Here is a 13,466-nt window from a genome sequence, read left to right as displayed (position 1 = left end):
ATTTTGAAAATACGACAAAACTACCTGATAGACAGTAGTTTATTTACTGAAAATACTACTTTGATGGTATTTCTCAGATTGAGTTTCTAATCTAATTTTGAATAGGATAAAGTCCGAAAATAATAATGGATGAAACGAATAGTAAAATACACAATAGGCTGGGATATAGAGGGTAAAGAAGGATACTTTACTGCCATTGATGAAACGCAAATGTCTCATGTTTTTGGCAAAATTCCTCCATCAGAATTCCATATTCTTGTTGATATGCTGAAAGAAAGCAATGTTTTTATTGACAATAATAAATGGATTATTAGTGGATGGGAGGGTGAAAAACACTGATTGAATATGAACCTGTTTAAACTTTCTCTTTCGGCTAAAACTAAGTCTTTTAGAATCCTTTAAACCAAAATTTTATCAACGTAGCTCTGCTATGCAGTTCCACTGGGGTTTAAAAATTTCAGTTTAAAGACTTCAAAAATACAATACTTTATATCTCAAAACAGAAAGTTTAAACAGGTTCGATTATAGCTTACCAATCTAACTTATAAAAAAATGCAAAAAACTATCGCTAATTTATTCGGTATGCCTTTGATTTTGGGTAATAAAGTGAAGTATTATACCAACGAAATCCTCTATTTTGAAGGAGATATTAATTATACTTGGATTCACTTCAAGTCTGGACAGTCAAAAATTGTAGCACATACATTATTATTTATTCAGCAAAAAACTGAATCTGAAAACTTCACTCGTATTAGTCGCAAGCATTTGGTCAATCGTAAGTTTATCGTGGAGGTTGGAAGTGATTATGTGGTGCTTGCTAATAAAACAGTTCTTCCCATTGCTCGTAGAAGAAGAAGGAATTTTTTATTGGGAGAATAAGGCGTTATTACCCAATAAAAAAATCACTCTGTTTGCCAATTTCTACTTCTTTTACAGTAGGAACGTATTCGCTACTTAAACTAACTTCTTGAATATCTGAGATTTTTGTTAAATCTAATGTTACAACGCCTGCCCCTTCTTTGTCGCTAAACATAGGCGAAAACTTTGCACCTGCTACAATTTCACGAGAATGATAGGAGGTACGTGAATGAACAGTCTGATTAAAAGTATCTTCGGTTGCTTTTATCAAAATCAAGAACTCTGCATCTAATTTTACTAAATCTTCTTTTCCTAAACCAAACATCGGACTCGTCTGGGTAATTGGATGAACAATTGTCCAATTAGTCGGGAAGAAATTAACTTTACTTCGTTCTAAATCTAAGCCATAATATCGTCTCAGAAGTTTGCCATTAGGTTGTTTTTCAAGAATTGACATGGCAACTTCCACTTGTAGGTCAATGAGCTGATTGGCTCGTTCATTGACAATTCTAAACATAAAACCTGTTACATCAAGGTATGGTGAAATAATGGCTTTGTCGGAGTATAAAATATGTGCCACAGGTCTTGAAAAACGTCCGTACAACAAACTGGTAGCTAAGGCAAAAATCAATAATCCTAACAATGACTCAACCGCTGCGACTGTACTTGCCCAAAAACCAATCGGAGCAATGCGTCCGTAACCAACCGTTGTGAGCGTTTGAGATGAGAAAAAGAACGCATCCATTAATCTACTTCGTACCGACGTCATGTCTGCCCCTTGTAGATTTTCAATGCCAACTATTTCGTAAATGCCTGCAAAAATTAGATTTAGAACTAAGTAAAATGAAGCAATTAATTCAAAAAACCTTCCCCACGAACACACCACCAAACGATTGAAAATGTTTAGTTCACTCCAAAAACCGCCACCTTCACGTTTTACATTGAAACTCCCATCACGATTCAACAAACGAGTATCGGGGTCATTTATCTGAGTTCCAAAACCTAAGTCTCGGCGTTTTTCCTCAGCTTCAACAAGTTTATCTTTTTTGGGGTGAAGTAAATTCATATTTGAGCAGTTTTAATAAATCACTAACCTATTTAGACAGATTTTCGTTTCATTATTCATCTTTCTTCCAAACGTATAAAGTTAATTACCGTGAAAATATTGATTGTCAGTGCAAAAACATATACGAAATGAATTATTTTTGTCTGAAATTACGTTACAATGACTAAACATTCGTCGTCTAAGGAATGTGTAAAATTTAATCATTAATTCAAATGAGAGTTTTTTTATTAATTGCCATATTTTTTTCATTAACATTTGTCGTTGATGCTCAAACTGCTAATCTACACGCAGGACAAAAAATCCATTGGATGACGCTTGAAGAAGCTTTTGCTGCAACCCAAAAAGAACCACGCAAAATTTTGGTAGATGTTTATACAGGCTGGTGTGGTTGGTGTAAAGTGATGGACCAACGTACTTTCCCGAATGATAAAGTGGCGAATTTTGTCAATGAAAAATTTTATGCCGTAAAATTAGACGCAGAGATAAAAGATACCATTAGAATTGGTACGCAAAAATATATTTGGCAAAATGGTTATAATCAAGCAGGTGTGGCTCTTTTGCAGGGGAAAATGTCTTTCCCAACTATCGTGTATTTAGACGAAAAATTTAATATGATTCAGCCTGTTCCCGGTTTTCAAGAAGCACCGCAGTTTCATCAAGTAATTACGTTTTTTGGAGATGACCACTACAAAAAAGGTAATTGGGAGCAATACCAAAAAGATATTTATCCAAAACAATACGGAGAAGGAAAGAAATAAACTGCCTTTCAATCCTGAGAAGCCTTGCCAACCGCAAGGCTTTTTTTATGGTTAATACTGAATTTATACCATTAAATATCTCTGAAAATCTCCATTGAATTTTCCTTTTTCTTGTTTAATTTCCCTTTTTAGTAGGGCGACCGTAGCTGGTAAGGATTTATTAAGTTATCTCCAAGATTATTGACGATTGATTCGATTTAGACGGGGTACGTAACCTTGACGAACAGGGGTTTTAATCGTAAATCGAATTAATCGTAAATAGTAATTGTAGGTATAACTTAGCTAACCAATTCACCCAATCCCTACTTATTTCCTCCAAAATAAAACTTCTATTCTGATTAAAATGCTATGCAAAACTTCTTAAAAATCACCTTATACTTTCATATTGTCGCAGGTTTTCTTGCTTTAGTTACAGGACTTATTCCGATGTTCTCTAAAAAAGGAGGCAAAGCTCATATCCTTTGGGGCAGGGTTTATTTTTGGGCAATGTTTGTGGTTGCCCTCACGGCATTATTACGATTTCAGATGAAACTAAATCTTATTTTCTTGGCTGGAATCGCCGTTTTTAGTTTTTATAATACTTTCACAGGAGCGAGATTAGTTCATCGGAAAGAAAATGGAAAACCTATTTTTCTCGATTGGTTTGCGTCAGTTTTAGGGGTAATTTGTTCTTTAGCAATGGTCTATTTTAGTTATTTAGCTTTCAGAATGGACAATGTTTTTTATACTGTTTTGTTCCTTGTTTTCGGGATATTTATGTTTGTTTTGGTTTTTGAAGATTTACAGATTTTTGCAGGAAGAAAGTCAATAAAAAGTGAAGAAGGAACGCCTGTTCCTGTACGTTACTGGTTTCAAAACCATATTTCACGCATGGGAGGTTCGTATATTGCTACGGTTACGGCGTTTTTGGTGGTTAATAATCCACCTTTTATTCCGGGTTTAGTGGTTTGGATTGCCCCGGGAGTTATTGGAGGAATCATTATTGCCAGAACAAGAGTTTATTATTTGAAGAAATTTGAGAAAAGGGAGACTGAACTATGATTAATAAGATTTATGGATTTTATGATTGATAAATCTTAAAATCCATGAATCCTAAAAATCATAGTTCAGACACTTATCTACTTCATTTTTCTACGTGCTTTTTTCGCTTCTGTTAATAGTTTTTTTGCTTCGTCACGCTGGGTAGCTTTGCGGTCGGTATCTTCAATAACTTGTTTGAAATACTCGATTGCAGTATCATAATCTTGTTCTTGCGAAGCAATTTTTCCCAATGCCAACATCGACGACCAATAATATCCAGAATTTGTTGTGCCTGTATTTTTAGCAAAAGTCAGCGTTTTCTGATAATATTCTTTGGCAGTTTTATAGTCTTTATCATAATTGTAAGCGTAATATGCCAAAATGTAGGCTGCATAACGTCCGCTCACGCCTTCATAACCAGGATAATGCTCGTCAATTTTAGCTAAAATGCTTTTTGACAGTTCTTTAGCTTCCCCGATTCTGCCCGATACAAAAGCACAACGAGCATGAAAACGATGAAAAAATGGATTGTCAGGGTATGCCTCATGGGTATATTTTGATAAATCTAAGGCTTTATCATTCATGTTTTCTAAGCCATAAATTTGCAAAAGAAAATAGCGTGCTTCGGTACGAGTGTAAAAGGCATTATAACTCACTTTTTCTAACTGCTTGATTCCCTTTGGTTTATCACCTTTTGGAAATAACCAAAGCACAGGACGAAGCAAAGGATAATTTTCTTTTACGTAATAAAAATAGTAATTGTAAAGTCCGTCACCGAACATTAATTCTGGACTAAAATCTGCAAAACTTCTTGATTTATCTAAATATTTCAAAGCGTTTTTAGCAGCAAAAGTGGCTTTCGACCAATGTTTTCTCTCAGAATGTAAACGACCTTTAAAAGCAAAAGCGGCTGCCATAATAAAGGCGGCTTCGGGGTTTTCAGAATCATCCCAAATCTTCATGGCTTTGTCGATACTTTTATCCATGTAGCCCAAACACTTTTCGTCGTAAAGAGCATTTTCTGTATTGGGTACAATCTTCCACCATTCCATCAATCCCAATAAAAAGTCTGGAAGCGGATGGTCTGGATATTTTACTTTTAAATACCCAAATTCTCTTTCTGCTTCATAAAACTTAAAATTATACATGTGATTGATAGCCGTGGTTGCTTCAATTTGTACTTCATTGGTAAGCAATAACATTCCTTTAGAACGTTCATTTTCGGCTTTTTCGGTGTCTTTCCACCACTGAGCCGTTACCGTTTGTGACTGTACCAATAAGCACAAACAAAGGGTAAATATTTTGATGATATGATGAGATTTCAATATGTTTTTCATGTCAGAGTTTCATTCTTTTTGTGCAAAATTAACGAAAAGCGACGGTAAAAAGTATCGGAATAAGATACTTAAAAAATCACTACATTCATTTGACCTTAATTAATCAATGACGTTGTTTTGATAAATACAATTTCGCTAAAATGAAAAAGTCCCAAGATAAATTACCTTGGGACTTTTCTCGAATTTTGATTTTACTTACTAAAAACCTGTTCCTACTGTAAAAGCTCTTACTGAACTTGGTAAATCTGCTAATTTGGTAGCTGCACCAGAAGTAAGATTGATTGTATATATTGATGAAGTGTTTCCAACTTTTAGGGCTGCGTAAGCCACTCCGCCACGACTTGTAATATCAAATCCTCCTGCGGTTTCAACGTTAATTCCCAATGCTCCAACTTCTACTTGCGTACCGTTATTGGGTGGGTCTTGTTTGGTTAATTTGTCGGTTGTGGCATCTATATTGAACAAGACTGTTGTCGTTGCTCCCGCAAAATTGTTCGTATAAGCCGATGCTGCAATGTTTGGCGTTCCCGGATTTAACGCTCCATCAACCGCAGCAATTGCTCCTGTTTCAGGGTGTAAACGAAGATTTTGTCCAGAACCACTAATACAACGAATTCTGTCAACGGTGGGGTTAAAGTCAAAACCGAAAGAAGTACCTGATAATAAAGTTGCAAATGGGGCAGTGCCTACTACTGTTGCCGCTCCTGAAGATGTGTTAAGAACATAAAGGCGACTTGTACTTCCTAAACCGTATAATTGACCTGTTGTAGGACGGAAATCTATGCCTAAAATCATTTCGCCCGTTTGTAAACCTGTGATGGTTTTGCTAACAGGTGTACCAATATTCATGGGATTGAAAATCAATAAATTGTTAGTTTCATCAATCGCATAAGCCACAGGTGATGTTGGAATTGCCAAGCCTGTAATGTTTCCAGTTGGTAAATTACCCAATTTCGTTAATTTGCCCGTTGTTAAATCTACTTGATGCAACTCCCATTTCCCAGCAACCATTACGGCAGTAAGAGCAACGTCTCCCGCAGGATTAATATCAAAACCTGCTGACATGGTTACATCTACGCCCAATGCTCCAACTTCTACCAATGTACCGTTATTGGGTGGGTCTTGTTTGTAAAGTTTATCAGATTTTGGGTCAATGTCGTACAAAATAGTTGTGGTTGCACCTGCTACGTTATTGGTATAAGCTACTGATTCAATCGTTGGAGTAGTACCTCCATTAATTGCTCCATCAGTTGCCGCAACTGCTCCTGTTTCTGGATGCAAACGCAAATTTTGTCCTGTATTAGTTACCAATCTAATTCTATCAACGGTTGGGTTAAAGTCAAGCCCTACGGCAGTTCCGCTAATGGTTGGATTAAGTGCTGCTGTACCAATAACTCTTGCCATTCCTGTTTCTTGATTGATAACATACAAACGATTCTGAGAACTTACGCCATATAATTCTCCCGTAGCAGGACGAAAATCTATGGCAGTCAAAGCATCATTGGTCATCAAGCCAGTAATGGGCGTTGTTGCCGTTGCCATTTCAGAATTCATGGCATTTATTTTTAGTAATTGTTTGCCGTCAGCGAGAGCATAAAAAGTTACATCTGGTTTAGCAGGTGTAACAACAGAATCGTCTTTTTTACAAGATGATACAATAGAGCCTACAACAAAAGTGGAGGCAACCATCAATAAGGTGAATTTCGTTGATTTCATATATAAAATCTTTTAAGGTTTAATGTTCAAATCAATATACGAGACTCTCAATGTTTCGGTTTGTTTCAGTTGATAAATGGGTAAATCAATTGCTTCACTGTTAAAGATTTTTTTAGCCAAAGCCTATTCCTTATTTTTGTTAAAACTGAATCAACATTTATGAAACCAACTATTCAAGTACACGATAAACATTTTGAAGTTTTTATTGAAAAATCCGTTATCGAAAATCGTATCGCTGCCTTAGCATCGAGTATCAATCAAGATTATGAAGGCAAACGTCCACTTTTCTTAGCTATTCTTAATGGCTCATTTATGTTTGCTGCCGAATTGATGAAATCTATCAGCGTGTCCTGTGAAATTACTTTTTTGAGAGTGTCGTCTTATCAAGCCACAGAATCGTCGGGGAAGGTGCATCAAATCTTGGGATTGTTAGAAAATATCGAAGGAAGAGATATTGTGGTGGTTGAAGACATCGTGGATACAGGTTTAACCATGATTGAAATTAAGCAACAATTAATGGCTCAAAATCCTGCCTCATTGTCGGTAGTAACTCTTTTTCAAAAACCAGAAGCTTTAAAACAACCCCTTGAAGTTGAATACGTAGGTTTTGAAATTGAGAATAAATTTGTGTTAGGCTACGGATTAGATTATGACGGATTAGGCAGAAATTTATCGGATTTGTATGTCCTCTGTCCCGCCTAAACGTTAATGTTTTGTTAATAGATAATTTCTACAAAAAAGCCTCGTTAAACAGAAAACCAAACAAACCAATACAATGAACAGATTAATAAAAACTCTTGCAATTAGTACTTTAATGCTCGCAACAGCTTTTGTGGGCAATGCACAACAAACAATGGAAAAACCGCTCGTTAAAAAAATCGAAGTGAATGGCAGTGCCGAACAGGAAGTTCTGCCAGATGAAATCTTTGTGAGTATTTCTCTACGTGAATATTTCAAGGAGAAAGACAACAAGAATAAAGTGGATATTATGGTTTTGGAAAAACAACTCCAAAAAGCCGTAGAAGAAGCTGGCATTCCGAAAGAAAACTTTACTATCGGAGCAATCAATGGGTATCGTGAATGGTGGGGCAAAAAGAAACCAACAACCTTTTTAGAAACTAAAAACTATATCTTGAAAGTACCAAATCTATATAAAATAGACGGTATCGTTTCTAAAGTTGAAGAAAAAGGCGTAGCTGGTATTAATATCGACCGCTATGAATTTTCTAAAATAGAGCAACTTCGTCGTGACATCAAAATTAAGGCTTTGCAAGCAGCGAAAGAAAAAGCCAAATATCTTTTGGAAGGCATAGGCGAACAATTGGGAGAAGCCATCGAGATTATCGAAATTGACAATGGATATAGCCCTCAACCCGTTGCGTATTCAAACATGATGATGCGTAGTGCCAAAATGGAAATGGCTGCCGATGCAATGCCTGAAAGTACGATTGACGTACAAAAAATTAAAGTTCGTTACGAAATCAAAGCAGTTTTTAGGATTAAGTAGAGACTTTCTAAGTTTAAGGTGATAGTTCTCTCATAAACTTTCAACTCAAAAACTCATAAACTCCAAAATAATATTATCTTAGTAGCACGATTCCAAGAGTCGTGCTATTTTTATTTATTACCTTATTAGATTTCAACCCAAGACTATGTTTTTAGAAAAAGATTTCACCCAAATTCATGAATTAGGAATTGATTTAGAGACTGTTTACCAACAAATCAATGATTTTAAAGAGGGCTTTCCTTTCATGCAATTACAAAAAGCGGCTACACCAAATGACGGCGTAACGCAATTATCAGAAGAAGAATTATCAGAATTGAAATCTTTGTATGAAAGTAAGGTCGCAAAATTAACTCCTTTGAAATTTGTTCCTGCTTCTGGAGCTGCTACACGAATGTTTAAATCCTTGTTTTCTTTCTTGGAAGAAGGAAAATCGGATAAATCAACTGACCAATTTTTTGACAAATTATCAGACTTCGCCTTTGCCGACGACTTGAACAAAGTAGTACCTGAAGGTGCTGATAATACAACCGTTGCAGACTACTATCTTACCCGAAAAGGTTTAGAATATGGCACTTTGCCAAAAGGCTTATTGAAATTCCATAAATATGAAAATGGCTCAAGAACAGCCTTAGAAGAACATTTAGTGGAAGGAGCAAACTATGCGAACAATAACGGAAAGGTGAAATTACACTTTACGGTTTCTCCAGAGCATTTAAGCCGTTTCTTGAAATTATTGAACAAAGTTGTACCAGATTATGAAGCAGCTTACGGTGTAAAATACGATATTTCATTTTCAGAACAACGCCGTTCTACCGACACCATTGCGGTAAATATGGACAATACGCCATTCCGTGAAAAAGATGGTTCATTATTGTTCCGCCCAGCAGGACATGGTGCTTTGTTAGCAAACTTAAATGATATTTCTGCGGATATTGTCTTTATCAAAAATATTGATAACGTCGTTCCAGACCGCATTAAACAACCAACTTACGCTTATAAAAAAGCATTGGCAGGTGTTTTATTGAAATATCAAGACCGTATTTTTGACTACCAATATCAACTGAAAGAATGGGCTTCTGAGCCACTTTTACTTGAACTTTCAAATTTCTTCGAGAAAGAACTTTGTGTGTTGCCTCCAATTGGCTACGAAGGTTTCAATCATAATGAGAAAGTAATGTATTTCCAAAGAAAACTCAATCGTCCGTTACGTGTTTGTGGTGTTGTGAAAAATACAGGCGAACCCGGTGGAGGACCTTTCTGGTGTAAAAATCCTGATGGAACAACATCACTTCAAATTGTAGAATCAGCACAAGTTGATATGGACGATGCTGCACAAAAAGCAATTTTCAATAACTCAACGCACTTTAATCCTGTTGATTTAATTTGTTCGATGAAGAATTATCGTAACGAAAAATTCGATTTATTGAAATATCGTGACCCTAAAACGGGATTCGTTACTCAAAAATCAAAAGATGGGAAAGACCTTCAAGCACAAGAACTTCCAGGACTTTGGAATGGCTCAATGGCTGACTGGAATACCATTTTTGTCGAAGTTCCTTTAATAACTTTCAATCCTGTTAAAACGGTAAATGATTTATTGAGAGACGAACATCAATAATTAGGGGTTAGGATTACCATTCTAAACTTCTTCTTTGGCACTTTCAAAATAAAGATGAGAATTTGGAGTTTACTGTTCAATTTCCCGAAAGTTTTAAACTTTCGGGAGGTTCCTATTTTCCAAAACGTACCATAATATTCATTGTGGTACGTTTTGATTTTTATTACTGCTGATAACCACTTGTTCAAACGCCAACGTTTGAACAAATTTGAGCGTCCACGCTCAAGTAAACTATGAATAAATCCTCTCTCCGAAAATATTATCTCGCAAAACGAAAAACGCTTTCTCCAGAAGAAGTAAAATCAAAAAGCGAAGAAATTAAAGACTTGTTTTTTCAAGAAATAAATCTTGAATCGGTAGAATATTTGCATATTTTTCTGCCGATTGAAAAGCAAAATGAAATAGATACATTTTTGATAATCAAAGAATTGAAGCGTAATTATGCTAAAATAAAAATGGTAGTTTCACGAATTATTCCTTCTACTTTTGAAATGCAACATTTTCTTTTAGACGAAGAAAATCTAACTAAAAATCATTGGGGGATTTTAGAACCTTCTGGAGAAAATTTAACAGAAATTCAGCCCAATCAAATAGACTTAGTAATTATTCCGCTACTCATTTTCGACCAACAAGGCAATAGAGTGGGTTATGGAAAAGGATTCTATGATAGATTTTTAAACCAATGTCGCCCCGAAACCTTAAAAGTTGGCATTTGTCTCGAAGAACCAATAGAACAAATTGAAGACGTAAATAAATTTGATGTAAAAATGGATTTTTGTATAAGCCACTCAAATTTTTACAAATTTTAAAATGTCGTAATGTTTTGATAATCAATTGATTATGCTGTTTGTCTCTAAACTCTAAACGCTAATCTCTAATTTCCCTTTTCTCTTCCAATTTTATAGAGTAATTTTGCGGACTTTTTCATGAGAATTGTAACACGAAATAGACAAATAATATTTGTTTTCGTGGTTAGATAGATAAAGCCTTGAAAACAAGAATATTACTTTTTTTATTGATAGGTGTTTTCTCAAAATCTTATGGTCAACTTGATAGGAAAAGTTTGTTTCCTATTGAGGTAAGACATAAGTTTTTGAGTACAAAATTTATCTATGATAGACAAACTCTTGAAAATCCTTTAGCCTTACAAATTCCATTGTTGCAGGCGAGAGATACCGAAGTAAATGTTGAGTTTTTGACTTTCAAAAAACAACGAAAGTTAGTTCAAACGCTTAATTTACTTACGGCAGGTTTTTCACTTTATACAGTTCTGAATCGTGAAAAAGTATCGAATAGAATATACTGGAGCGTTTTTGGAGGAACAGCTTTAATTTCAGGTTATTTGAATTTTAAGTCGGGAAAGCATTTAGGGAAAGCCATAAAACGTTACAACGAAATTATTGCAGAGAATAAAGTAGGCTTGGTTTTTGATAAATCTTTTGATAATCAAGCGATAGTAGGAGTGGGGTTTGTGCATAGTTTTTGATAATGTAGAGCAGGTTTCTAAATTGTCAAATAGGTATCAGTTTCTCTTGACAGGTTGAAAATCTGTCATACGTTTAACAACTAATTCAATTAAAGTATTTTATATAATCATTTAATAATCAATTAATTACAATGAAAGTAGCAGTAGTCGGAGCCACAGGTTTGGTCGGTGGCGAAATCCTAAAAGTATTAGCGGAACGTAATTTCCCTGTAACAGAACTTATTCCAGTTGCCTCTGAGCGTTCAGTGGGTAAACAGGTTGAGTTTAAGGGTAAACAATATACCGTAGTAGGTTTTGACGATGCTATCAAGATGAAACCTAACGTAGCAATTTTCTCAGCGGGTGGAGGTACTTCTCTTAATTTAGCTCCAAAATTTGCAGAGGCGGGAATCACAGTAGTTGATAATTCATCAGCTTGGAGAATGGACCCAACTAAGAAATTGGTTGTTCCTGAAATCAACGCTCACACACTTACATCAGAAGATAAAATCATTGCAAACCCTAACTGTTCAACGATTCAGATGGTGGTAGTAATGAATCCATTACATAAAAAATACAAAATCAAACGTGTTGTTGTTTCTACGTACCAATCAGTAACAGGTACAGGAAAAGCAGCGGTTGACCAACTTTTTGCAGAACGTGAAGGACGTGCAGACGTTCCTGCGGTTTATCCACACAAAATTGACTTAAACGTTTTACCACACATCGACGTATTCTTGGATAACGGTTATACCAAAGAAGAAATGAAAATGGTGAATGAAACGAAAAAAATCATGATGGATGACTCGATTCAAGTAACTGCAACAACTGTTCGTATTCCTACGATTGGTGGTCACTCAGAATCAGTAAATATTGAGTTTGAAAACGATTTTGATGTAGAAGAAATTAAGAGCATTTTAGCAGCAGAAGAAGGTGTAATTTTACAAGATGACCCTAAAAATGCTGTTTATCCAATGCCAATCAATGCACATGGTAAAGATGAGGTTTTTGTAGGACGTATTCGTCGTGATGAAACTCAACCAAATACCGTAAATATGTGGATTGTAGCTGATAATTTACGTAAAGGAGCTGCTACAAATGCAGTACAAATTTGTGAAGCATTAGCTAAAAACGGTCTTATTTAGTGATTAATAAGGTTTGATTTATTTATGAAGAGACAAAGCACATTGCTTTGTCTCTTTTTTTGTGATTTTGAAACAGTAAAGTAGTCAGTGTTTTAAACGCCGACTACTTTGAGTTATTGAATAGATTTTATAAACCTTTTCTTATTTTTTTACGTTAGAACGATACTAAATATTCAACAAATGGAAAACGAAGAAATTCAAGATAATAAACTCGACCGTATTATTGAAGCCCGCATGAAATTGAAGGCTCGATTTGAGGAAAAAATGAAGTTGACCCCTTCCATGGCGGATGAAAAACCGCAGGGAAAAGGAGAAATTAATCGTCATGGAATGCCAAATACACCCGTTGGGCAAACGTTGACAACTAAATGGCCTGTTTTAGATTTGGGTTACCAACCGAAAATTCCTTTGGATAAATGGCGTTTAATTATTGACGGAGAAGTTGAAAATCCTGTGATTTTAACTTGGGACGATTTCATGGCTTTGCCTCAAACAGAAGATGTTTCTGATTTTCACTGTGTAACAACTTGGTCGAAATTGGATATGGCTTGGAAAGGGGTAAGTTTGATTGATTTGGCGGCATTGGTACAACCTAAAGAAACTGCTACGCATATTATGTGTTACGGTTATGATACTTATACAACTAATATTTCTTTGGAAGAAGCTTTAAAACCTGATGTATTATTAGGTCATACCGTTGACGGTCAGCCACTTGCAGTAGAACATGGAGGTCCTTTACGCATGATTACGCCACAATTGTACGCATGGAAAGGCTCGAAATGGATAAAAAGATTGGAATTTATGCCTAAAAATAAATTAGGTTTTTGGGAGGAAAGAGGATATTCAAATACGGCATACCCTTGGAGAAATGACAGATATTCGTAGAGACGTTGCCTGCAACGTTTTTGTATTATGTTGCCTGCAACGTCTTTGTATTATGTTCCCCGCAACGTCTTTGTATTATGTTCCCCGCAAC

The 13,466-nt window shown here is 35.6% G+C and carries 14 protein-coding genes; 11 read left to right on the top strand and 3 right to left on the bottom strand.

Going from position 1 to position 13,466, the window contains the following annotated elements; all coding sequences use genetic code 11:
• Positions 1-129 precede the first annotated feature (129 nt).
• Both LV89_RS02180 and LV89_RS02175 read left to right on the top strand, forming a co-directional pair.
• Positions 130-339, top strand: coding sequence for a hypothetical protein (locus LV89_RS02180; protein WP_109741222.1), 210 nt, complete (start codon positions 130-132; stop codon positions 337-339).
• 213 nt (positions 340-552) lie between these two features.
• A complete protein-coding gene (locus LV89_RS02175; protein WP_109741221.1) occupies positions 553-879 on the top strand; it encodes a LytR/AlgR family response regulator transcription factor in 327 nt (108 codons plus the stop codon).
• A gap of 7 nt (positions 880-886) precedes the next feature.
• Here LV89_RS02175 and LV89_RS02170 read toward each other — a convergent pair whose 3' ends face one another.
• Entirely contained in the window at positions 887-1,924 is a 1,038-nt protein-coding gene (locus LV89_RS02170; RefSeq protein WP_109741220.1) for an ion channel, read from the bottom strand.
• A 212-nt stretch (positions 1,925-2,136) separates the two neighbouring features.
• On the opposite strand from LV89_RS02170, the gene LV89_RS02165 reads away from it, so the two are divergent.
• Entirely contained in the window at positions 2,137-2,682 is a 546-nt protein-coding gene (locus LV89_RS02165) for a thioredoxin family protein (RefSeq protein WP_109741219.1), read from the top strand.
• A 348-nt stretch (positions 2,683-3,030) separates the two neighbouring features.
• Positions 3,031-3,723 (top strand): DUF2306 domain-containing protein, encoded by a 693-nt coding sequence (locus LV89_RS02160; protein WP_109741218.1) that lies wholly within the window; start codon positions 3,031-3,033, stop codon positions 3,721-3,723.
• A 77-nt stretch (positions 3,724-3,800) separates the two neighbouring features.
• On the opposite strand, the gene LV89_RS02155 is transcribed toward LV89_RS02160, so the two are convergent.
• Together LV89_RS02155 and LV89_RS02150 are read right to left on the bottom strand one after the other, a co-directional pair.
• On the bottom strand, positions 3,801-5,039 hold the full coding sequence (locus LV89_RS02155) for a tetratricopeptide repeat protein (protein WP_109741217.1): 1,239 nt from the start codon (positions 5,037-5,039) through the stop codon (positions 3,801-3,803).
• A gap of 198 nt (positions 5,040-5,237) precedes the next feature.
• Positions 5,238-6,755 (bottom strand): DUF4394 domain-containing protein, encoded by a 1,518-nt coding sequence (locus LV89_RS02150; protein WP_109741216.1) that lies wholly within the window; start codon positions 6,753-6,755, stop codon positions 5,238-5,240.
• Between the two features lie 159 nt (positions 6,756-6,914).
• Here LV89_RS02150 and hpt point away from each other — a divergent pair, with 159 nt between their 5' ends.
• The 7 genes from hpt (at position 6,915) to LV89_RS02115 (ending at position 13,375) form a co-directional block, all read left to right on the top strand.
• Entirely contained in the window at positions 6,915-7,457 is a 543-nt protein-coding gene (hpt, locus tag LV89_RS02145; protein ID WP_109741215.1) for a hypoxanthine phosphoribosyltransferase, read from the top strand.
• A 73-nt stretch (positions 7,458-7,530) separates the two neighbouring features.
• Positions 7,531-8,262 carry an SIMPL domain-containing protein gene (locus tag LV89_RS02140; RefSeq protein ID WP_229201458.1) on the top strand — a complete coding sequence of 244 codons (732 nt, stop codon included), beginning with the start codon at positions 7,531-7,533 and terminating at the stop codon, positions 8,260-8,262.
• 145 nt (positions 8,263-8,407) lie between these two features.
• Entirely contained in the window at positions 8,408-9,880 is a 1,473-nt protein-coding gene (locus LV89_RS02135) for a DUF4301 family protein (RefSeq protein WP_109741214.1), read from the top strand.
• Between the two features lie 233 nt (positions 9,881-10,113).
• Positions 10,114-10,689 carry a 5-formyltetrahydrofolate cyclo-ligase gene (locus LV89_RS02130; protein WP_109741213.1) on the top strand — a complete coding sequence of 192 codons (576 nt, stop codon included), beginning with the start codon at positions 10,114-10,116 and terminating at the stop codon, positions 10,687-10,689.
• A gap of 179 nt (positions 10,690-10,868) precedes the next feature.
• Positions 10,869-11,366, top strand: a complete 498-nt coding sequence (locus LV89_RS02125) for a hypothetical protein (protein ID WP_109741212.1) — start codon at positions 10,869-10,871, stop codon at positions 11,364-11,366.
• A gap of 131 nt (positions 11,367-11,497) precedes the next feature.
• A complete protein-coding gene (locus LV89_RS02120) occupies positions 11,498-12,490 on the top strand; it encodes an aspartate-semialdehyde dehydrogenase (RefSeq protein ID WP_109741211.1) in 993 nt (330 codons plus the stop codon).
• Between the two features lie 180 nt (positions 12,491-12,670).
• Positions 12,671-13,375: a sulfite oxidase-like oxidoreductase gene (locus LV89_RS02115; protein WP_109741210.1), complete on the top strand. Its 705-nt coding sequence runs from the start codon at positions 12,671-12,673 to the stop codon at positions 13,373-13,375.
• Positions 13,376-13,466: the final 91 nt, after the last annotated feature.

Source organism: Arcicella aurantiaca, assembly GCF_003148625.1.
GTDB lineage: Bacteria > Bacteroidota > Bacteroidia > Cytophagales > Spirosomataceae > Arcicella > Arcicella aurantiaca.
Note: the sequence above shows the minus strand (reverse complement) of the source record. Positions and strands in the feature narration are given on the sequence as shown.

Excerpts from the sequence above, each read along its gene's own strand:
- LV89_RS02180 (WP_109741222.1), top strand. The coding sequence starts at position 130 with ATGAAACGAATAGTAAAATACACAATAGGCTGGGATATAGAGGGTAAA.
- LV89_RS02175 (WP_109741221.1), top strand. The coding sequence starts at position 553 with ATGCAAAAAACTATCGCTAATTTATTCGGTATGCCTTTGATTTTGGGT.
- LV89_RS02170 (WP_109741220.1), bottom strand. The coding sequence starts at position 1,924 with ATGAATTTACTTCACCCCAAAAAAGATAAACTTGTTGAAGCTGAGGAA.
- LV89_RS02165 (WP_109741219.1), top strand. The coding sequence starts at position 2,137 with ATGAGAGTTTTTTTATTAATTGCCATATTTTTTTCATTAACATTTGTC.
- LV89_RS02160 (WP_109741218.1), top strand. The coding sequence starts at position 3,031 with ATGCAAAACTTCTTAAAAATCACCTTATACTTTCATATTGTCGCAGGT.
- LV89_RS02155 (WP_109741217.1), bottom strand. The coding sequence starts at position 5,039 with ATGAAAAACATATTGAAATCTCATCATATCATCAAAATATTTACCCTT.
- LV89_RS02150 (WP_109741216.1), bottom strand. The coding sequence starts at position 6,755 with ATGAAATCAACGAAATTCACCTTATTGATGGTTGCCTCCACTTTTGTT.
- hpt (WP_109741215.1), top strand. The coding sequence starts at position 6,915 with ATGAAACCAACTATTCAAGTACACGATAAACATTTTGAAGTTTTTATT.
- LV89_RS02140 (WP_229201458.1), top strand. The coding sequence starts at position 7,531 with ATGAACAGATTAATAAAAACTCTTGCAATTAGTACTTTAATGCTCGCA.
- LV89_RS02135 (WP_109741214.1), top strand. The coding sequence starts at position 8,408 with ATGTTTTTAGAAAAAGATTTCACCCAAATTCATGAATTAGGAATTGAT.
- LV89_RS02130 (WP_109741213.1), top strand. The coding sequence starts at position 10,114 with ATGAATAAATCCTCTCTCCGAAAATATTATCTCGCAAAACGAAAAACG.
- LV89_RS02120 (WP_109741211.1), top strand. The coding sequence starts at position 11,498 with ATGAAAGTAGCAGTAGTCGGAGCCACAGGTTTGGTCGGTGGCGAAATC.
- LV89_RS02115 (WP_109741210.1), top strand. The coding sequence starts at position 12,671 with ATGGAAAACGAAGAAATTCAAGATAATAAACTCGACCGTATTATTGAA.